Annotated in this window: 21 protein-coding genes; 11 read left to right on the forward strand and 10 right to left on the reverse strand. The window is 70.0% G+C overall.

Annotated elements, in window-relative coordinates:
- Positions 1–10 precede the first annotated feature (10 nt).
- The 3 genes from MQN93_RS35050 to MQN93_RS35060 all read left to right on the forward strand — a co-directional run bounded on the left by MQN93_RS35050 (position 11) and on the right by MQN93_RS35060 (position 3,027).
- On the forward strand, positions 11–904 hold the full coding sequence (locus MQN93_RS35050) for a LysR family transcriptional regulator (protein WP_016430112.1): 894 nt from the start codon (positions 11–13) through the stop codon (positions 902–904).
- A 96-nt stretch (positions 905–1,000) separates the two neighbouring features.
- Positions 1,001–2,056, forward strand: a complete 1,056-nt coding sequence (locus tag MQN93_RS35055) for a tartrate dehydrogenase (RefSeq protein ID WP_242712693.1) — start codon at positions 1,001–1,003, stop codon at positions 2,054–2,056.
- Between the two features lie 113 nt (positions 2,057–2,169).
- Positions 2,170–3,027, forward strand: coding sequence for an alpha/beta fold hydrolase (locus tag MQN93_RS35060; protein WP_242712694.1), 858 nt, complete (start codon positions 2,170–2,172; stop codon positions 3,025–3,027).
- Positions 3,028–3,035: 8 nt separating this feature from the next.
- On the opposite strand, the gene MQN93_RS35065 is transcribed toward MQN93_RS35060, so the two are convergent.
- The gene (locus MQN93_RS35065) at positions 3,036–3,710 is read right to left on the reverse strand and encodes a nitroreductase family protein (RefSeq protein WP_016430115.1); all 675 of its coding nucleotides are present in this window, start codon (positions 3,708–3,710) and stop codon (positions 3,036–3,038) included.
- Positions 3,711–3,870: 160 nt separating this feature from the next.
- On the opposite strand from MQN93_RS35065, the gene MQN93_RS35070 reads away from it, so the two are divergent.
- Positions 3,871–4,332: a MarR family winged helix-turn-helix transcriptional regulator gene (locus MQN93_RS35070; protein ID WP_016430116.1), complete on the forward strand. Its 462-nt coding sequence runs from the start codon at positions 3,871–3,873 to the stop codon at positions 4,330–4,332.
- A gap of 186 nt (positions 4,333–4,518) precedes the next feature.
- Here the strand turns inward: MQN93_RS35070 and MQN93_RS35075 are convergent, their stop codons facing one another.
- Complete coding sequence (locus MQN93_RS35075; protein WP_242712695.1) at positions 4,519–5,127, reverse strand: TetR/AcrR family transcriptional regulator; 609 nt, start codon at positions 5,125–5,127, stop codon at positions 4,519–4,521.
- Between the two features lie 110 nt (positions 5,128–5,237).
- On the opposite strand from MQN93_RS35075, the gene MQN93_RS35080 reads away from it, so the two are divergent.
- On the forward strand, positions 5,238–6,176 hold the full coding sequence (locus MQN93_RS35080) for an oxidoreductase (RefSeq protein ID WP_242712696.1): 939 nt from the start codon (positions 5,238–5,240) through the stop codon (positions 6,174–6,176).
- Positions 6,177–6,220: 44 nt separating this feature from the next.
- Here MQN93_RS35080 and MQN93_RS35085 read toward each other — a convergent pair whose 3' ends face one another.
- Positions 6,221–6,823 (reverse strand): TetR/AcrR family transcriptional regulator, encoded by a 603-nt coding sequence (locus tag MQN93_RS35085; RefSeq protein ID WP_242712697.1) that lies wholly within the window; start codon positions 6,821–6,823, stop codon positions 6,221–6,223.
- A gap of 118 nt (positions 6,824–6,941) precedes the next feature.
- Between MQN93_RS35085 and MQN93_RS35090 the strand changes: the two genes are divergently transcribed.
- The 3 genes from MQN93_RS35090 (at position 6,942) to MQN93_RS35100 (ending at position 9,233) form a co-directional block, all read left to right on the forward strand.
- The gene (locus MQN93_RS35090; RefSeq protein WP_242712698.1) at positions 6,942–7,661 is read left to right on the forward strand and encodes a class I SAM-dependent methyltransferase; all 720 of its coding nucleotides are present in this window, start codon (positions 6,942–6,944) and stop codon (positions 7,659–7,661) included.
- A gap of 83 nt (positions 7,662–7,744) precedes the next feature.
- Positions 7,745–8,419, forward strand: coding sequence for a DUF2218 domain-containing protein (locus tag MQN93_RS35095; protein ID WP_242712699.1), 675 nt, complete (start codon positions 7,745–7,747; stop codon positions 8,417–8,419).
- 208 nt (positions 8,420–8,627) lie between these two features.
- Positions 8,628–9,233, forward strand: a complete 606-nt coding sequence (locus MQN93_RS35100; RefSeq protein ID WP_242712700.1) for a dihydrofolate reductase family protein — start codon at positions 8,628–8,630, stop codon at positions 9,231–9,233.
- 64 nt (positions 9,234–9,297) lie between these two features.
- Here the strand turns inward: MQN93_RS35100 and egtA are convergent, their stop codons facing one another.
- A complete protein-coding gene (egtA, locus tag MQN93_RS35105) occupies positions 9,298–10,548 on the reverse strand; it encodes an ergothioneine biosynthesis glutamate--cysteine ligase EgtA (RefSeq protein WP_242712701.1) in 1,251 nt (416 codons plus the stop codon).
- Between the two features lie 176 nt (positions 10,549–10,724).
- A complete protein-coding gene (locus tag MQN93_RS35110; RefSeq protein ID WP_242712702.1) occupies positions 10,725–11,471 on the reverse strand; it encodes an SDR family NAD(P)-dependent oxidoreductase in 747 nt (248 codons plus the stop codon).
- 178 nt (positions 11,472–11,649) lie between these two features.
- Between MQN93_RS35110 and MQN93_RS35115 the strand changes: the two genes are divergently transcribed.
- On the forward strand, positions 11,650–12,558 hold the full coding sequence (locus MQN93_RS35115; protein ID WP_242712703.1) for a LysR family transcriptional regulator: 909 nt from the start codon (positions 11,650–11,652) through the stop codon (positions 12,556–12,558).
- Between the two features lie 36 nt (positions 12,559–12,594).
- Here the strand turns inward: MQN93_RS35115 and MQN93_RS35120 are convergent, their stop codons facing one another.
- Complete coding sequence (locus MQN93_RS35120) at positions 12,595–13,896, reverse strand: MFS transporter (protein WP_242712704.1); 1,302 nt, start codon at positions 13,894–13,896, stop codon at positions 12,595–12,597.
- Positions 13,897–13,915: 19 nt separating this feature from the next.
- Entirely contained in the window at positions 13,916–14,428 is a 513-nt protein-coding gene (locus tag MQN93_RS35125) for a PadR family transcriptional regulator (RefSeq protein ID WP_242712705.1), read from the reverse strand.
- Between the two features lie 54 nt (positions 14,429–14,482).
- Between MQN93_RS35125 and MQN93_RS35130 the strand changes: the two genes are divergently transcribed.
- The gene (locus MQN93_RS35130) at positions 14,483–15,139 is read left to right on the forward strand and encodes a cysteine hydrolase family protein (RefSeq protein ID WP_242712706.1); all 657 of its coding nucleotides are present in this window, start codon (positions 14,483–14,485) and stop codon (positions 15,137–15,139) included.
- 37 nt (positions 15,140–15,176) lie between these two features.
- Here the strand turns inward: MQN93_RS35130 and MQN93_RS35135 are convergent, their stop codons facing one another.
- A complete protein-coding gene (locus tag MQN93_RS35135; RefSeq protein WP_242712707.1) occupies positions 15,177–15,866 on the reverse strand; it encodes an alpha/beta fold hydrolase in 690 nt (229 codons plus the stop codon).
- 297 nt (positions 15,867–16,163) lie between these two features.
- Here MQN93_RS35135 and MQN93_RS35140 point away from each other — a divergent pair, with 297 nt between their 5' ends.
- Complete coding sequence (locus MQN93_RS35140) at positions 16,164–17,000, forward strand: maleylpyruvate isomerase family mycothiol-dependent enzyme (protein ID WP_242712708.1); 837 nt, start codon at positions 16,164–16,166, stop codon at positions 16,998–17,000.
- Positions 17,001–17,061: 61 nt separating this feature from the next.
- Here the strand turns inward: MQN93_RS35140 and MQN93_RS35145 are convergent, their stop codons facing one another.
- Together MQN93_RS35145 and MQN93_RS35150 are read right to left on the reverse strand one after the other, a co-directional pair.
- The gene (locus MQN93_RS35145; protein ID WP_242712709.1) at positions 17,062–18,354 is read right to left on the reverse strand and encodes a 2-hydroxyacyl-CoA dehydratase family protein; all 1,293 of its coding nucleotides are present in this window, start codon (positions 18,352–18,354) and stop codon (positions 17,062–17,064) included.
- The gene (locus MQN93_RS35150) at positions 18,351–19,472 is read right to left on the reverse strand and encodes a 2-hydroxyacyl-CoA dehydratase family protein (protein WP_242712710.1); all 1,122 of its coding nucleotides are present in this window, start codon (positions 19,470–19,472) and stop codon (positions 18,351–18,353) included. The genes MQN93_RS35145 and MQN93_RS35150 overlap by 4 nt, the downstream gene beginning before the upstream one ends.

The raw sequence follows: 19,472 nt of genomic DNA on the forward strand, positions 1-19,472 counted from the left end.
GGAGGCGACCGTGGACGTCCGGCAGCTGGAGTACTTCCTGGCCGTGGTCGATCATGGCGGCTTCAACCGCGCGGCCGCCGCACTGTACTTGTCCCAGCCCTCGCTGTCCCAGGCCATCCGCACTCTGGAGCGGGACCTGGGCAGTGATCTCTTCCACCGGATCGGCCGCCGCGCGGTACTCACCGACGCGGGCACCGCACTGATCGAACCGGCCCGCGAGGCAGTACGCAGCCTGCAACTGGCACGGGCCAGCGTCGAGTCCGTTCATGGGCTGCGCGGTGGCCAGGTGGACATCGCGGCCATGCCGTCGCAAGCCATCGAGCCGCTCACTGAGATGATCCGCGGGTTCACCCAGACGCATCCCGAGGTGTCGGTGAGCGTGCAGGCGGCTTTCACGCCCCGCGACGTCACGGAGTTGGTGCGCACCGGCGCGGCTGAACTGGGTCTGCTCGCCTCGCCGTTGGAGATCAGCAACGCTGACGTACGCGTCTACCCCCTGCCCGCGCAGCGGTTCGTGCTGCTGTCACCCCCGCACGGGCCTTTCCCGCCCGGCGCGCCCGTGCGACCCGACCAACTGGCGGGCCGGCGCCTGATCGCGGGGCAGAAGGGCACCGGCATCCGCAAGTACGTCGACGATCTCCAGGCGCAGGGTGTCGCGCTGACCGTCGCGGTCGAGACCGAGCACCGCGTGTCCGTTCTGCCGCTGGTACTCGGTGGGGCGGGGTTGGCGGTGGTCACCGATGCCTGGCGCGGGTGGGCGGAGCGGTCCGGTGTGCTGGTCCTGGATCTCGAACCACGCGTCTCCCTGCACATCGCCCTGGTCAGCCGGCGCGCGGCACTGACCCCCGCGGCGCAGGCCTTCCTGGACAGTGCCGTGCCACAGTCGTCCGGCCCCTCTGCATAACCGTTCCCTGCAAGGCACCTGCATAAGGCACCCCTATAAGGCACATCGACAGCGCGTCTTGGACGCGGCCGGTGCGCGGTTGCTGGAATCCGGGACATGACCCACCACCGCATCGCCCTGATCCCCGGTGACGGCATCGGCACCGAAGTGCTCCCCGCCGCCCGCCGCGTTCTGGACTCCGTCGCCGGCCGGCACGGCATCCGCTTCACCTACCAGTCCTTCGACTGGTCCTGCGAGCGCTACGTCCATGAGGGCGCGATGATGCCCGAGGACGGTCTGGAGCAGCTGCGCGGGTACGACGCGATCCTGCTCGGCGCGGTCGGTTACCCCGGGGTCCCCGACCATGTGTCGCTGTGGGGGCTGCTCATTCCCATCCGGCGCGGTTTCCAGCAGTACGTCAACCTGCGGCCCATCCGCGTGTTCGAGGGCGTGCCCAGCCCGCTGCGCGACGCCCGGCCCGGCGAGGTCGACTTCGTCGTCGTCCGCGAGAACGTCGAAGGCGAATACGGCGAGATCGGGGGGCGCCTGGCGCGTGGCCTGCCGGAGGAACTGGCCGTTCAGGAGGCCGTGTTCACCCGCAAGGGGGTCACTCGGATCCTGGACTACGCCTTCGATCTGGCCGGGCGGCGCGGGCATCGCCTCACCTCGGCGACCAAGTCCAACGGCATCGTGCACACCATGCCGTTCTGGGACGAGCTGGTCGCCGAGCGGGCCGCTCGGCATGCTGATGTGACGTGGAATCAGGAGCACATCGACGCCCTCGCCGCCAAGTTCGTACTGGATCCGGCTCGTTTCGACGTCGTCGTGGCCTCGAACCTCTTCGGTGACATCCTCAGTGACCTCGCGGCGGCCGTCGCCGGCAGCATCGGCATCGCGCCCGCGGCGAACCTCAACCCCGAACGCGACTTCCCCTCCATGTTCGAGCCGGTCCACGGTTCCGCCCCCGACATCGCTGGCCGCGGCATCGCCAACCCCCTCGGCGCCATCTGGTCCGCCGCCATGATGCTCGACCACCTAGGCCACCCGGAAGCCGCCAACGAGATCACGGACGCCATCGCCGCACTGCTCGCGAAGACGCCGGTGCGCACCCCCGACCTGGGGGGCACCGCTATGACCGAGCAGTTCACGGACGCCCTGCTGGAAGTGGTCTGACACCGGGCCTCGCCTCTTCGTCCGCCGTGAAATATGTTCTTGTCAACAGAACATCTTGGAGGCATAGTGAAGTACTCATTGACGTATCCCCACCCTTCTTCAAAGAGGCCCCCGTGAGCACAGCCGACTGGCTTCCCGACGGCTTTCGCGTCCAGCGGATCGCCGCCAACGACACGCACCTCTCAGTGGCCGTCGGCGGCAGCGGATCCATCCTGGTCCTGCTGCACGGCTGGCCACAGACCTCCCGCGCCTGGGCCCGTGTGATGCCCTCCCTCGCCCGGACGCACACGGTCGTCGTGCCGGACTTGCGGGGCACCGGCTCCAGCGACCGGCCCGCTGACGGTTACGCCAAGACCAACCAGGCACGCGACATGCGCGAGGTCCTGAAAGCCCTGGGCCTGGACGGCCCCGTGGCGGTGGCGGGCCACGACATCGGCGCGATGGTCGCCTTTGCCTGGGCCGCCGCCCATCCCGAAGACATCTCCCAACTGGTCCTCGTCGATGCCCTGTTGCCCGGCATCGGCCTTGAAGAGGCGATGAACGTCGCCGAGGGCGGCATGTGGCACTTCGGCTTCTTCATGGCTCCGCACGTGCCCGAGATGCTCTTCGACGGGCATGAACTCGAGTTCGTCACCGCCACGTTCACCGCCATGTCCAACCCCGGCACCTTCAGTGAGGCCGAACTCGCGGCCTACGCGCAGGACTACACCGGACGGGACCGGCTGCGCGGCGGATTCGAGCACTACCGCACCCTGCTTGAGGACGGACGCGAGAACCGCGCTCTGCTCAAGGAGCGGAAGTTGTCCATGCCCATTCTGGCCATCGGCAGCGCGCAGTCCGGCACCTCCACCGCACAGGCTCTCCAGCCGCACGCGGACGATGTGCGCGGCGTGGTCGCACCCACCGGGCACTTCGTCGCCGAGGAGGACGCCGACTGGTTCACCAGGACCGTGAGCGAGTTCCTGGCCTGACGGCCACACTACCGCTGGGCCTGTGTGGACGGCTGCTTCCACCTGTCCCAGTGCAGGACGTGTTCGCGCGGGATGCGTCGGGCCGGCCTGAAGTCGGTGCCGATCGTGTAGGCGAGCGGGATGAACGCGGCGAGCATGACATCGTCGTACGGGACGCCGAGGACCTCGGCGAGCTCCCGCTCCAGCGGACCCTGCGCAGTCGTCCAGGTCGTGCCCAGGCCACGCGCCCGGGCCGCCAGCATGAAGCTCCACACGGCAGGCAGGATCGACCCCCAGGCCCCGGCCTGCACCGACACCGGGGCGTCGTCCGTACGCCCTTCCAGTCCCGGGATGACGAACGCGGGCACCCGGTGGATGTTCGCGGCGAGGTGGCGCAGCCCGTCGAAGACCTTCTCGGTGGAGCGCGCGTGGTAGTTCATGCGCCAGACGTCGTTCTCGGTCAGGGGCTGTCCGCTGGACAGCGGGAGTGCCCGCAGGAAGATGTCGGCGACGGCGCGGCGCTGAGCGGGCTCGGTGACGACGACGAAGTGCCAGCGCTGGCGGTTGCGGCCGGTCGGCGCCTGGGTGGCCAGGTCCACGCACTCCTCGATCAGATGGCGTGGAACGGGGCGGTCGAAGTCGAGGCGCCTTCGCACGGCACGGGTGGTGGACAGCAGCTCGTCGGGGGTGAGGTTCAGGGTCATGCGCGACCTCATAATCATCTTGGTGCAGATTATTGGGGAGCATATTAAGCAAGTGAGTGGCGCGCAAACAATCTGTGGCCCAACGATTCTTGGTAGGGTGACGGCGCGATCACCCCGCAGACAGCCGAACAGACAGAGCAGGCAGAGGAGGTGGGCCGCCGTGTCACCGAGGACCGCGGGCCCTGAGGCCGTCTACTTTCCGAGGCTCGCTACGGAGCGCCTCGACATCGCGCTGTGCCGCGCCTCGGCCGTCGTCGCCCGCGCCGCGGAGGCCCGGGCGAGCGAGTCCGGGATCGGTGTCGGGCAGCATCTGGTGCTCAAGATGCTCGCCGAGGTCGGCCCCAGCTCGCAGCGCGTCCTGAGCGACCAACTACGCATCGACCGCAGCGTCATGGTCGGCATCTGCGACGGGTTGGAGGGGGCGGGACACGTACGCCGCGAACGTGATGCGGGCGATCGCCGCGCCTACGCCGTCACCATCACGGACTCGGGCCGCCAACTCCTCGCCCGGGCCGAGGCGGGCGTACCCGAGTTCCTCGACGACACGTTCAAGGCCCTCACCCCCCGCGAACGCCATCAACTCTCCACGCTGATCGGCAAGTTGCTACACCTCGACGCCTGACCCACGTCACCGCCCGGGCCACGGCAGCCCCAATCGCGGACAGTGTCCGATCAGTCGAAGCCTCCGAGCGTGAACCAAGCCACATCCGATGGCCGGCGTCGCAACTCACCCGGTTGTTCAGATCCGCTTGACCTTGCCGGTGGCGGGATCGGTCAACGCGTACACCGTGTATGGGCTTCTCCTGCATCAGCTCAGGGTGTAGTGGGCGGCCAGGGCGCGGGCGGCGCGGGCTGCCTGGTCTTCGGCCCAGTCCGGGGAGCTGCGGTCTCCGGGCAGCATGTCCTGCTGGTGGAACAGGGCCAGGCCGTGTGCCGCCGCGGCCACCTTGACCAGCAGGTCGAGCGCCGACTCCGCATCTCCGGTGATCTGGCCGGTCACGGGTGTCAGGTCGTCGTGCAGGAGGCTTCCCGCCTCGGCGAGTTCGGGGTGCCGGATCTTGTCGAGGCCGGCGAGGAAGGTGATGGCGAACAGGGCGCGTTCCTCGATGGCGAAACGCACATAGGCGGCCGCGAAGGCGGCCAACTGCTCGACCGGTTCGGTGTGTGCGGCAAGCGCACTGCGGTAACGGCGCCGCTGTTTCTCGTAGCCCTTCAGTGCGAGCGAAACCAGTAGGGCGTCGCGGTCGGCGAAGTGCTTGTACGGCGCCGCGACGCTCACCCCGGCGCGCCGACACGCCTCGGCGAGGGTGAATCCATGCGCCCCCTTCTCGGCGACGAGGGCGAGAGCGGCCTGCTCAAGTGCGTTGCGCAGGTCTCCGTGGTGGGTTCCCGAGGGGCGGGACCGTTTGACTGTCACACCCGCAAGGTTAACACTACTAACCACAAGGTGAATGGCTTTAACCATGATGACCAAGGTGACCATGGCGCCCGCCCCCTCACCCGGAACTCACTTGCGAGGAGTACGTCATGAGCCGAACGCGCACGGCCCGCTGGAGCGCCGACGACATACCCGACCAGCGCGGCCGCACCGCCGTCATCACGGGAGCCAACACCGGCATCGGATTCGAGACGGCCAAGGCACTCACACTGCGAGGCGCAACCGTGGTCCTCGCGGTACGCGACCTGGACAAGGGCAAGCTGGCCGCCGATGAACTGCGGACCGCCGCACCGACGGCGCAGGTCCTCGTCCAGCACCTCGACCTGAGTTCGCTCGCGTCCGTGCACGCCGCCGCAAAGTCACTGCGCAACACTCACCCACAGGTAGATCTGCTGATCAACAACGCGGGCGTGATGTACGCCCCGTATCGCACCACCGCCGACGGCTTCGAGCTGCACCTCGGCACCAACCACCTCGGGCACTTCGCTCTCACTGCACTGCTGTGGGACCTCTTGCCGCCCACCCCCGCCTCGCGCGTGGTCACCGTCAGCAGCGCCGGTCACCGCATGGGCGGCCCCATCGACCTCGACGACCTCGACTGGCACAAGCGCCCCTACAACAGGACGGCCGCCTACGGACACTCCAAGCTGGCCAACCTGCTGTTCACCTACGAACTCCAGCGCAGACTCCCGGACGGTGGCCCCCTCGCCGTCGCGGCCCACCCGGGCGGCGCCGACACCACCGGCTCCAAGGCAGCGATGTCCCACTCCTCGTGGCTCACGCGTACCGCGTTCGCAGCCGTACGCCCACTACTCCTGCAATCCCCCGCCATGGGCGCCCTACCCATCCTCCGCGCGGCGACCGACCCACAGGTGAGCGGCGGCGAGTACTACGGGCCGCGCGGTTTCCAACAGAGCAAGGGCCACCCCGAAGCCGTACGCTCCAGCCCTCAGTCCCACGATGCCGAACTCCAGCGACAGTTGTGGGCCCGCTCCGAAGAACTGACGGGCGTCACGTTTCCCATCTGACGTCTGATGCCCGACGTCTGGCATCTGGCGTCTGACGCAGCCCGTCAGTCATCGCCTCCGGCGGCATCGGGCGTCGACGGCGAGAGGTTCAGGCCGGCCAGCGTGACCGCGACCAGCCGGTGCACCGCAGCCTTGGAGGGCAGGCTGCCGGCGGCGCCCAGGGCGTGCAGGCAGTAGGACGCGAGCTCTGCGGGAGCGACGTCATCGCGGATGTCCCCGGCCTGCGCGGCGTCGGTGATGAGGTCCCGTACGAGGGCGTTCAGGTGCTGCTCGGCGTGGGCGAGGTGCTCGCCCCGGTGCACCACCGCCGCGATCTCGGTGTGCTGGGGGCGCTCGTGGGTGATGTCGGCGTAGGCCTGGAGGACGGCTGCGAGTCGTTCACCAGGGGTGCCCGCCCGGTCGCGGATGCGGGTGAGGTGTTCGAGATGCGCGCTCACGTGGCCTTCGTGCCACGCGGCCAGGATCGACTCGACGTCGGGGAAGTACTTGTACAGGGTGGCCCGGCCGATGCCGGTCTCCTTCGCGATCTGCGACATCGTCACCGACGCCAGCCCGTGCTCGGCCACCAGCGCCGCGGTGGTCTCCAAAGTCGCCTCGCGGACCGTGCGGCGATGCTCGGCGATCGTCTCATTCCACAGCTTCGGCACCTGCGCAGTGTACGCGATGACACTGTTCAGACACTATGGATTGACAGAGACACAGTGTCTCGATAAAGCTGAGGGCGTTGCGAATCCGCACTTCCACGCGACGCAAGGAGTGCCCCTCATGGCACAGCTCGCCGACGAGCCGACCCACGACCCCGATCCCGACCCCGACCCCGATCCCGGATCTCACGATGTCGACACCGCCCGCCCCCGACGGCACCACGCCTCCGGCCGCCGGGGCACGGACGACGCCGCATTCCGGCACGAGGAGCTCTACGCGAGCCCGCCGCCGTGGGACACAGGCCTCCCCCAGCCCGCCTTTCTCGCCCTCGCCGACGCGGGGCTTCTGCACGGCCGGGTACTGGATGTGGGCTGCGGTACCGGCGAACACACGCTCATGGCCGCCCGGTTCGGGCTGGAGGCCACCGGCGTCGATCTCGCCACCAACGCCCTGGATCTTGCCGTGAAGAAGGCAGAGGTACGGGGCCTGACGGCACGGTTCGTGCGGCACGACGCCCTGCGCCTGGCCGACCTCGGCGAGCGGTTCGACGTCGTACTGGACTCCCTGGTCTTCCACGGCTTCCGCGACAAGGACCGGGCAGCCTACACAGCAAGCCTGCGCACCGCGACGAAGTCCGGCGGGCGCTACTTCATGCTCTGCTTCCGCGACGAGCCGCCGAACCCGTCCGGGCGGACGCATCGGCTGACACCGGAGGAGATCCGTACGGCGTTCGCCGACGGGTGGCGGATCGACGCCGTCGAACCCGTCACGATCGCCTGCACCCTGCCCGCCCACTCCGACGGCATCCGCGGCTGGCGCACCGCGCTCACCAGGAACTGAGTTCTCCGCAGGACGACGCCGCAGGTGGGCGACGCCAGCGCCCGCGCGGCCCCAGCCGCCCCGCGGTTTCAGAAAGGAAGGTCATGCCGACCGCCGAAGCCCACGTTTCCACCGAGCGCGCCAGCCGCTACCTCGTCCAACTCTGCCGTCACCTGGGGCAGATGAGCGGCGTGCGCCACCAGCCGCCCGCCCGCCACGGAGGGGGCGGCATGCCGCCGACAGTGCAGGATGTCGACTACTCCGACGCGGTCGGCGTGATTCGCTTCGCCGAGGGCCGGCTCACCTTGCAGGCCACCCCGGACACGCTGAATCTGCGCATCGACGCCGGCGGCCAGGACACCCTGCAGCGTCTCCAGGACGGCATCACCGCACGCCTTGAGAAGATCGGCCGCCGTGACCACCTGATGGTGACCTGGCAGCGGTGCCAAACGCCCCCAGACCCGCCCGGCGAGGGCGACGCCGGGACGGCCTCCGTCTCCGCAACCGGGAATGCAAAGCGTCGCGGCGGCGGCAGGACCATCGGGCTGATCGCGGTCGCCGTCGTGGTCATCGCCGTGCACGTGGGTCTGGGCGGAGCCGCACTGGCCACCTCGACGTGGACCGGCTGGGCCGTCAACGCGGTCGTGGCAGCCCTCCTGTTGAAGGTGGTGTTCGTGGTCGTCCCCGTCGTCTTGGGCCGCTCCGCCACCCGCCGCGGCAGGCCGTTGCTGCCGCGATGGGCACTGCGGCATGCGCCGCACAAATCCGACGGTCCTTGACCCGGCTGAGCCGTGACGCCCGGCAGAACAGGGCCGCCCGTTGCCCGGTCCTGTCCTGTTCTATCCCGTCCTGTTCTGTCCTGTCCTGTCCTGTCCTGTCCTGTCCTGCTGCAGCATCATGGGTTTTTCTCGTTGCTCCTCAGCGCGGCGATGAGTTTGTGGCTCCCGCCCGGTCCAAGCTCGTGACATCCGAGGAAAGGACAGCGACATGTCAGAGCTTCTCGTCGACTTCATCACCTCCCTCGACGGCTATGCGTCGGGTGAGGGATGGCCCGGGTTCTGGGGGCTTGAGGGTCCGGAGTACCTCGCCTGGCTCGGTGAGCAGCCCGAGGTCACCTATCTGATGGGAGCGAACACCTACCGCCTGATGTCGGGCTTCGCCGAAGGCCAAGTCCCAAGTGGCCAGGACGACTTCAGGCCCGAGGAAGAAGCGTCCGTCGACGAGCTCACGCAAGCGCCGAAGGTGGTGTTCTCCTCCTCGCTGGAGAAGCCACTGACGTGGGCCAACTCCACCCTCGTCAGCGACGACGCCGTCGAGACGGTCCGCGCCATGAAGTCGAGCGGTTCCGGTCTCCTCAGCACCATCGGCAGCCTCAGCCTGTGCCGGTCCCTGCTGCGAGCCGGGCTCGTCGACCGCTTCCGGGTCGTGATGTTCCCGGTGATCACCGGGGCCACGGGCCAGGAACGCATCTACGACGGCTACCCGGACGTCGCCCTCGAAATGACCGAGCACCGCACCTTCGACGGCCGCATCCAGCTCGTCGAGTACAAGCCCCGCGTGCTCGAACACCCGCCTCTCGGCGCCCCTGCGTGACGTCGCACCGTCCGCTGCTTGCTACGAACGGCGCCCACGCCAATGGGGCATGCCTTTGCGGCGGTCAGGTGCGGCGCAGTGCGTCCAGATGGTCGTGGGCGGGGGAACGGCCGCGCTCGGTGTAGCGCTCGGCGAAATCCGTCAGGGCGTGCCGGAGTGCGGCCGGGGTGCCGGGAGTGGCGAGGGCGCTGTCGGCCGCGGCGAAGCAGGCGCGGGCGGCCTTGGCGAGGTCCTGGTCTTCGAGGCCGGTGCGGGCCGCCCGCAGCCAGACGTCGTGGGAGGGGACGGGCCGCTGTGGATCCGGGCACAGCGGCTCAGTCGCCGCGTAGGCGGTATCGGCCGCCACCGGGTCGTTCAGGAGCGTCGCGGCCAGCACGGTCGGTACGACCCAGTCGTCGCCGTCTTGCGCATCGGTCATCCGCAGCTCCAGCCACCCGCGCGGCCTGACCGGCGGGAACAGGGTGCTGAGGTGGTGGTCCAGGTCGGCCAGGGTCGGTGGCCGTAGCCCGGGCACACCCTGGCCCTCCAGCCAGGCACGGAAGGTCAGGCCCGGGGGCGCGGACCAGTCCCCGTGGAGGTCGCCCGGTATGCACATCACCTGCGCGTCGAGTGCATAGCGGGTCCAGGCCACACGGGGGTCGGGGTCGTAGCGGGGCGGGCGGGTACGGCCGGCGTCGATCCGGGACCAGATGTCCTGACGGCTGGAGAGCCACCCGGTGGGCCACCCGTCCTGTATCGGGGAGTTGGCGAAGGCGGCGACGAGTACGGGACCGATGCGGTGGGCGAGTTCCCAGCGGGAGCGGTAGCCGCCGATGCCACGGGAGTCGTCGCCGGAGTCCAGGTTGATCTGTACGGATGCGGTGCGGCGCATCATGTCGCGGCCCCAGGGGCCCTCGCGGTCGAAGAATGCCTCCATGGCCCGGTAGCGGGGGTGGTCGAGCAGGCGGGGCGGTTCGCGATACGGGTCGAGGCCGCGGCCGACGAGTATCAGATCATCCTGCTCAACTGCCGTGCGCAGTACGGCGATATCCCCGGCCATCGTCTCGACGCACGCGCCGAGTGAGAGGGCCGGCGGCGAACTCAACTCCAACTGACCGCCCGGCTCACGAGTGAGCCTGCTGCCCCAGGGCAGGGCACCCGGCATTTCGATCGTCGCAAGGGCGGTGTTCAACCGGTCGAGGGAGATGGGCAGTTGGGGATTGCGGCGGTCCTGCACCAGCCATTCCGTCTCCACACCGATCCGCTCAGAAGGGCCGGTCTTGAATGACCCGCCGTGCACATGCGCTTCCGCCTCTTCCAGCGTCAGTTCGGTCATGGCTGTCCTTCTCTCACAGCATCCGGTGCGAGCGTGGGCGGCGTCCAGAAGAGCGGAGGCTGGTGCGTCGGCGGCCCGGTTGCCGGCCGGCGTCGTACCCCGGTTCGGGTCCGGTCCGCGGCCGCACACGGGCGGGCGGCCGCAGACCTTTGCCGTGGCGGTGGCCACTCGCCCGTTCAGACGGCGAGGCGACCACCGTCGGCCACGATCACCTGGCCCGTGACGAAGCTCGCGCGCTCGCTCGCCACGAACGCGATGACCTCGGCGAGTTCCTCGGGTGTGGCGTTGCGCTTGAGCGGGTTGACCTGGGACATGGTCGTGAACTCGTCGGCGCCGATGAAGTCCACCACGTTGTCGCTGTTCACGTTGCCCGGGGCCACCGCGTTGACGCGTACGCCGTGCGGGCCCCACTCCACGGCCCAACTGCGGGTGAACGACTCGACGGCCGCCTTCTGCGCTCCGTAGGTCGCCATCTGCGGCATGGCGATGGCGGCGGCGATACTGCTGATGTTGATGATGTTTCCGCCGCCCCGCTCGATCATGCCTCGCACCAGTCGTGTGCTGAGGACGAAGGCGGCGCGCACATTGGTGTCCCACGACTCCGCGTTCGCTTCGAGGTCCTGGTCGAGGGTCGGCTTGATGCTGGCCCGGTAGCTTGCCGCGTTGTTGACCAGCACATCGATGTCACCCGCCTCCATGGCCAGCCGCTCGACGTCGGCGAGATCACTCAGATCGGCGAGGATGAACCGGGCCTTCCCTCCCCCTGCCGTGATGTCGTCCACCACCTCGGCCCCGCGTTCGACGTTGCGGCCGGTGATCACCACCGACGCTCCGTCGCGGGCGAACGCGTGCGCCGTCGCGGCGCCTATGCCTCCTCGCGATCCCGCACCCGTGATCAGGACGTTCTTGCCCTCGAAATGCATGCGTGTGCTCCTCGGAAAGATGTCTCGCGGCGCGCCGGAATCGGGCTGCAGCAGCGTTTCGGCCCTGATGGCTGCGCCGGGCGTGAACCACGGTAGGAACGGCCTGACATAGAAGCAAATAGTGGCAATGTATACTCGGCATTGACATCTCTTATGGCATGTCGAAGGTGGGACGCACATGAACCTGCGCCAGTACGAGTACGCCTTGGCCGTCGCCGAGGAGGGCTCCATGACGGCGGCGGCAGAACGTCTCCAGGTCACGCAGCCCTCTTTGTCACAGCAGATCGCCGCCCTGGAGAAGCACCTCGGGGTACGGCTCTTCACCCGCGTCCCGAGCGGGGTGACGGTGACCGTGGCAGGGCGGGCCTTCCTCGCGGAGGCGGAGATCGCGACGACCGCGTCACGGCGTGCCGTCACGGCCGCCCGGGCCGCCGACGGGGAGCTGTCGGGCGAGCTCATCATGGCTGTGCACATGGGCCTGGGGGCCCGCCAACTTCCCCAAGTACTGGGGCAGTTGCGCAAGCGGCATCCCAAGCTGCAGGTGACTCTCCATGAGGAGCCCGATCTCGCGGAGATGGAACGACTGTTCCGCCAGGGCAACCTCGACATGATCCTCGTGCACGGCATCCCCGCCGGGTGCACCTTCGACGCTCACCCGCTGGGTGAGGAGGCCTACGTCGCCGTCCTGCCGAAGGGGCACCCGCTCCTCGCGGACGGTGCCGCCCTGCGCCTGGAGGACCTGGCGTCAGAGGGGTGGATCCGGTTCCGGCGCGCCAGCCTGCTCGACGACTACCTCACCCGCCTGCTCTCCGACGCGGGTCTACGCCCGCACACGGTGGCCCGAGCGTCGCAGATTTCCACCGCGGTTCGGCTCGTGGCGCAGGGCCTGGGCGTCACCGTGGTCCCGGCGTCGGCCATCCCCGAGGGCTTCGAGGAACTGGCCTACCCGCTCCTGCCGTCCCTTGCCGAGCCCGTCATCGTCGGCGTGCGGCCCAATCCCGGTGCGGCGGAGGCGACCATGCTCGACCATCTCAACCAGCAGAACTGGTGCGGTACGGGCCTCCTTTGTCAGCCCGCGACTGTTTGAGTTCCCTTTCCGCCCTGCACTCGAAATCAGGCACGATCAGGCACACCCGCAGTCCGTTCGTGCCGCGCACGACGGCCAACCTGTGTCCGGGCCTGTCGACGTCGTCCGGTCGGCTTCGGTGTCGGCCCTGGTGATCGGTCCGGACGGCCATGCGGCCGCCACCGCGGCGGCGGCGACGATCACGCCTGCCAGGACGAACGCCCAGGACGTTCCGCCCGGTTGGTCGACGAGGGTGCCCGCCGCCGCTCCTCCGGCCGCGTTGGCGGCGATGGGGACGGTGGCGATCCAGGTGTGCGCCTCGGTGAGCATGTCCGTGGGCACGATGCGGCCCACGAGGGAGATGTAGACCGTCAGGCAGGGGGCGATGACACCACCGCCGAGCACGAGCGCGGCGCCCAGCCCCGTCGGGCTCGGCGCGACAGCAAGTGCCGCAAGGCTCAGGGCCACGCCGCCGAGCAGCCAGGCGAGTTGCCGGTGCAGGGGCGCACGTGGCGGCCAGGCTCCGTACCAGAGGCCGCCCACGGCCGAACCCAGACCCCACACCGCGAGCAACAGTCCGGCCAGCGCGGCGGGGTCATGGCCGGCGTGCGCGGTGGCATAGGCGGGGACCGCCACGCTGACGGCGCCGAACCCCGCGCCCAGCGCACCGACACAGCCGAGCAGCACGGTGAAGCCGGGCAGCCGCAGCGGGCCCAGACCGCCTCGCCGGACGCGGCAGGCATCGGGGCGCTGGGCGCGCATCACGGCCGCGCAGGCCACCAGGGTGGTACCGGCCAGGGTCACCCCGGCGGCCGCGATGATCGCCGCGGCCGGGGTGGCGATGGCCCCGAAGGCCCCCACCAGCAGGGGGCCGACGACGAAGACGATCTCGTACAGCGCGGTGTCCGCGGCCAGCACGGTTCCCCGCAGCCGTGCCCAGCCGGTCGTGGGTGCGGTGAGCCGGTTGCATGTGCCGCGGATGACCGCGGTGAGCGGCGGGTAGGTCGCGCCGACGGCCGCGGCCACCGTGCAGATCACCGGCAGGGCGCTTCCGCCGCGGGCGCTGATCACCAACCCGATGAGGGCCATCGCATGCACGATCGCGGTACCCAGCAGAACGCGGGAGGGTCCCAGCCGGTCGGCGAGCCGCCCGATCACCGGGCTGACCGACACACCGGCCAGGGCATACAGACCGACCGCGAGGCCGGCCCAGGCATACCGCCCGGTCGCCTCCTCGACGAGGAGCAGCAGGGCGAGCGGTGTCATACCGCTGCCGAGCCGGGCGACAACTCCCGCCAGGAGCAACGGTGTCAGCCCGGGGATGTTGCGGACTTCGGCGTACCGGCCCAACGAGGTCACCTGCGATCGCTCCTTCACATCAGGCCAACACCTCGCGCAGCCACGCCTTTTCGGCGCGGCTGGTCGCGCGGGCGATGGTGAGCATGCCGCGACGGTAGGGGTCGTCGGTGTCGTCGGCGCCCAGGCCGCGCTCACCGTCGTAGAAGAAGCTCGCGGGCTGTTCCAGGAACTCGAGTCGCCGGCGCAGTACCGCGTGCTGGTCAGCGATGTCGGGCAGGTGGGACAGGAATGCCAGGATCGTGAAGAATCGCGTGCCGTCGCTGATGTCCAGGCCCTTGGCATCCCGCAGTCGGCACAGAAGCTCGCGGTGACCGGCCTTGGTCAGGCTCAGGGTGTGCCGCTGGGCGGCCGAGGCGCCCGGCTCGGTGCGCCGCTCCAGCAGCCCGGCGCTGACCAGCCGGTTGATCGCCGGGTACAGGCTGCCGTCGCTGACCGGCCGGTTGTGACCCGACAAGTGCTCTATGCGGTGGCGCAGTTGATAGCCGTGCAGCGGGTTCTCGGCCAGGAATCCCAGGATCGCGAGTTCGAGCATGCTGCTATTCTCGCACCTCGAAACGAGGTACCTCGAATCGAGGCAGGAGTCACGATGGCATACACCGAGGAATGGGTGAGCGCCCGGGCGCGCGACGCCTACGAGCACGGCCGGGCATCGTTCGACGTACGGCCCGAACACACGGCGCTGCTGGTGATCGACATGCAGGACGAATTCGTCCGGCCCGGCTGGAGCCCCTACTGGGTGCCCGCCGCCACCCGCATGGCGCCCACATTGCTGCGACTGGTCGACGCATGCCGGACAGCCTCCGTCCCCGTGTTGTGGACCATCTTCGACGACACCCATCTCGGACTGGACCGGCCGCACGCCCTGCGGTTCCTCCCGCACGCCGACACCGACTGGCGCCGGCCGGGTCCTGCCGAGGTCTGGGCCCCGATGGGCCGCCGCCCCGACGAGGCCGTCATCCGCAAGCCCTCCTACGGCGCGTTCTACGACACCCCGCTCGACACGATGCTGCGCAACCTCGGCCGCGACACGGTCATCGTCACGGGAACGCTCACCAACTACTGCTGCGGCACCACCGCCCGGCAGGCCTACGAACGCGGCTACAAGGTCGTCTTCGGCTCCGACGTCACGGCCACCGACGACGAGTCGCGCCAAGAACCCGAACTCGCCGTCCTCCGCAAGGGTTTCGCCCTCGTGCTCACCGCTGAAGAGATCGCCGACCGATTGGCGACACCGGCCGATTGATGCCCGCCGAACCAGGCCCGAATAGGGCCGCCCGCCACTACGCGGCCACACCCGCCGCGCCCTCGCCGAGCAGGAGCGCGGCAACCGCCTGTGGGGCCTCGTGCATGGCGTCGTGGCCTGTCGGCAGCTCGTGGACCAGCCAATCGGGATCGGCCAGAAGCCGGGCGCGCAGTCCGGCGAACGGCGTCCGGCCCTCCCAGCCCGAGCAGTAGACGAACTCCCGGCGCGGTACCTGTGCGACCTTGCCTGTGAGCCGGGCCGCCTGCAGGAACGAGGCGAGGGGATGCCGACGGCGGCGGGGATCGCCCCCGTCGGGCGGTCGGATCGAGTAGCCGGTGTCCGCAGCGCCAGCAGCAGCCACGCTGCGAAAATAGTCGTTCGTCGACGACCACCAGGACTCACCGTCGCGCGGCACGAAGGCGTCGAGATGCACCAGCCGCGAGATCCGTCCGTCAGCGCGGTCCGCGACGGCGGAGATCACCATCCCGGCATAGCTGTGGCCGACCAACGTCACGTCGGTGAGGTGGTGCCGATCCAGATGCCGCAACACGTCGTCGGCGTGCGTGTCGAGGTTGGCGCTCGCCACGGCCGTCTCCTCGTCGTCCGGCCGCAGACCGGTCAGGGTCAGGGCGTGCACGGCGTGACCGGCACGCTCCAGCAGCGGCACCACCGCCTCGTACGACCAGGAGCCCTTCCAACCGCCGGGCACCAGAACGAATGTCGCCATGGGTTCCTCCTTCTTTCACGCCACACCGCAGCATCGAGGCACGCCGCCTCCGCGCAGATGTTCGGCTGGGGCTCCGCGCGACCGACGCCCCCACGTCCAGGCAGTCTCACCAGTTCACCGCGCGGCCTGCCACCGCTGGCATGCCAGGTGATGCCCGTTCGCCGCCAACCTCGCCAGGTGGCGGCCGTGACGCCGCAGCTATGCCCATCACCAGGGGTTGTCGGGCGCCCCCGCGTCTGGTTGGGTTCGGCGCGCCGGACATGCGAAGGGCGCGGGCGGCGGGAGGGAACAGGCAGCGTGCATCCCAGGACACAGCACAGCATCCAGGAGCCGCTACCCGTCGGGCTCGAACGAGCGATACGAAGGACGGCCGCGGACATCGCCACCCTGCTGCACGACGAGTGCGACACGGGCGTTCCCGTACCCGACTCGCAGTGGACTCTCGGCGAGGCGGCTGCCCACCTGGCACTGGCCAACGAGCTGATGGCGGACCTCGCCGCCGGACGCGAACGCCCCTACGGGGACGGCACACCGCAGAGTCTCGCGGCGGCCAACGCTCAGAGCCTCGACGCCTTCCGCGAACGCAGGGCCCAGCCGCTGGCGTCGATGATCGTCGAACAGGCCGAGGCGTTCATCAAGGCTGTTCATCAAGGCGCGAGTGACGAGAGCGTGGCCGGCCCGGCACTCGTCACGCCGCTGGGTCCCATGGACCGGCCCATCCTCGCGTCCTACCTGCTGACCCACATGCTGGGCCACGGCTACGACCTCGCTCGGGCGCTGAAACTCCCCCACATGATCGACCGCGAACGGGTCGGCCTGTGCATGCCGTTCTTCCTCGCGGTCATGCCGCGCGTCGCCGACCCGACCGCCGTCGCCGATCTGACCGTCCGCTACACCGTTCGCCTCAGGGGCGGCCCGGCGTTCGGCGTCAGCCTCGCCGACGGCGCCGTGGTGGTGTCCCCCGCGCCGCTGGAGCGGCCGGACTGCACCATCCTGATCGCGCCGGTCGCCTTCTTCCTCATCGCGCTCGGGCGTCGCAACCCATGGCGGGCCATGGCACAGGGACAGATTCATGCCTGGGGACGCAAGCCCTGGCTCGCACCCCGCTTCCCGACCCTGTTCACCGCGCCCTGATCCTTGGCACCCCCAAGAGTCCTTAGGACCCCCAGGAGTCCTTGGCACCCCCAGGAGATTTTCAGCACCCCTGGGACTGGTCCGGCAGCGATTCGATCCACCGCGCCACCTGGTCATGCATAGCCCGGGGATCGAGCGAGCGGCCGTCGGCGTTGTCCGCCCGGATCTCCAGCACCGGTATGCCCGCCTGGCGCAGGGCGTGGGTGGTGAACCAACTGCTGCGGCTGTCCGGGCTGATGAGGTGGACGACGCCGTCGACCCGGTGGGTCTTCGCCTCCTTCACGTACCACTCGACCGACCACGGCGGGGTGTACATCTGATCGCGGAAGGCACAGAACCGGGCGGCCAGGGCGCGCAGCGGGTCGTCGCCGTAGCGGGCGTAGGCGTCGGCGGCGAGGGCGAGGTACATGGACCAGACGAAGACCGCGCCGTGCGACTGCTCGAAGGAGCGGTAGAAGTCCATGTCGAACCATAGGCCGCGGCCGATCCACATGAGCCGGTGCCGCTCCTCGGGGACGACCGCGCGGCCCTCCCCCACCAGCGAACTGACCTCGTCGTACACGGACTTGGCCGCCGCGGTCGCCCAGGACGTGCCCCGGTGCCACTGCGGGATCATCACGGCGGGGATGATGTCGTCGACCGGGACGGGGCAGCGCGGCGCGGCGGCGAGCAGGTCGCGGGTCCTGCGGTTCCACTCGGCCTGTTCGTTGGAGAGCGCCATGACCTGCGCGAGACGTTCCTCGTCGAAGCGGGCCCCCGCCAGCTCTTCGATGCGCGGGATGAGCGCCTTGAGTTCGTCCTGCAGCAGGTCGATGCGCGCGGAGCCGATGGCGGTCTCCCAGTCGTGGCGCATCAGCTCCCACCAGTTCACCGCCACGGTCTCCGCCGCCGCGCTCTCCAACGGCCAGAAGGGCACGCCCAGTTCGCTCTCCCACAGCTGGAACATGCGGCGCATGCTGTCGCCCGTGCACTCGGCGAGGACCAGGGACGGTGTGGGCAGTCCGCCCCAGGGCGCGTCGTCGCCGCGCGGGGACAGCGCCTCGGCCAGGGGCAGGGCGCTGTACTGCTCGACGTCGTCGGGCAGTCCGCGCTCGCGCAGCGCCTTCAGGTAGCGGCCCGACATGCGCTTGGCGGAGATGATGGACGACCACCACTGGTTGACGACGTAGGGGACGTCCATGGCGCGGAACAGCTCCTGCGGGGCGTCGGCGTTGACGAGTGCCAGGGGGCGCCCCTGTTCCGTCTGGCCGCGCAGGGTCGCGAACCACTCGCGCTGGTGCTGCAGGGCGTCCCGTGCCGCGGCCAGCCGCGGCCCCGTGCGCCGGCGCGGACGTATGCTCGTGCTCTCGCTCATCGGGTCATCTGCGCTTCCTGCGGGGCGAGTTGGGCGGTCAGTGCGGGCAGGTCGAGGCCGGCGTAGGGCTGGTCGCGCAGGAGCGCGGCCGGTACGCCCGCCGCGGCCGCCCGCGCGGGGTGGTCCCACCGGTGGGCGTCGTCGTACTGGCGGCAGTACGTGAGGAGGTGTGCGGCGCCGCTCCTGGTGACCGCGCCGCGGGCCGCGGAGGCGATCTGCTGCGGGGTGCGGGCCGTGCTGGGGACGACCTCGCGGGTGTAGTGGTCCGTGAGCGCCTCCAGGGTCGGCTCGCCGACCGGTGGCTGGTCGCCGCCGTCGCCCCAGTCGTGGTCGTCGCCCACCACCAGCCAGCCGTCGCCTTCGAGCGCGTCGTAGACGTCGGTGGTGTCGTGGGTGCTGCCGGAGACGAACAGCGGGCGGCCCTCGGGCCGGGTGAACTCGCCGGTCAGCGCGGCGGTCAGGGTGTCGGCGTACGCGCGGGGCGGCATGGCCGTGCTTGCGGCGTACCAGCGCAGCGCCTCACCGCCGGTCAGTGCACTGGCGCGCTGCTTCCGCAGTGCGGTGCGGGCGCGGCGGGCGGCGTCATGGTCGGCGACCGCCTCGGCGAGTTCGGCGGCGTTGACGGCGCGTCCGCGCCAGGCCGCGAGCTGGTCGGCGAAGCGGCTGAGGCGGCCCAGGTTGTAGCGCCGGGTGGCCTCCCCGGGCAGGTGCAGCAGGTCGACGAAGTGGACCGGCGGGCAGCTGTGCGTTCCGGTACGGCGCAACTCCCGCAGTGTGTAGAACAGTTGGAGGGACGCGTCGCAGTCGTGGGTGATGACGATCAGGTCGGGCACGGGGTCGCCGTCCTCGGGCGTGAGGATGGCTGCCAGTACGTTCACCACCTGCGGGTCGACGGCGCCGTCCAAGTAGGTGCGGGCCAGGCTCGTGTCGCGCCCTGCCCGCCCGGCCAGGCGTACGGGCAGCGCGCCAGCGGCCGTGATCAGTTCGACCGGGGTGTCGCAGCCGACGTAGCCGACCACCGGGCGGCCCTGTGCCGCGAACTGCCGGGCGTGCAGCGCCCTGTCGTCGTGGGCGGCGCGCAGCGCGGCGGCGGCCTGCTGTGCGTCGATCGGGCGCAT

It is taken from the genome of Streptomyces spinosisporus (assembly GCF_022698145.1).
Taxonomy (GTDB): domain Bacteria; phylum Actinomycetota; class Actinomycetes; order Streptomycetales; family Streptomycetaceae; genus Streptomyces; species Streptomyces spinosisporus.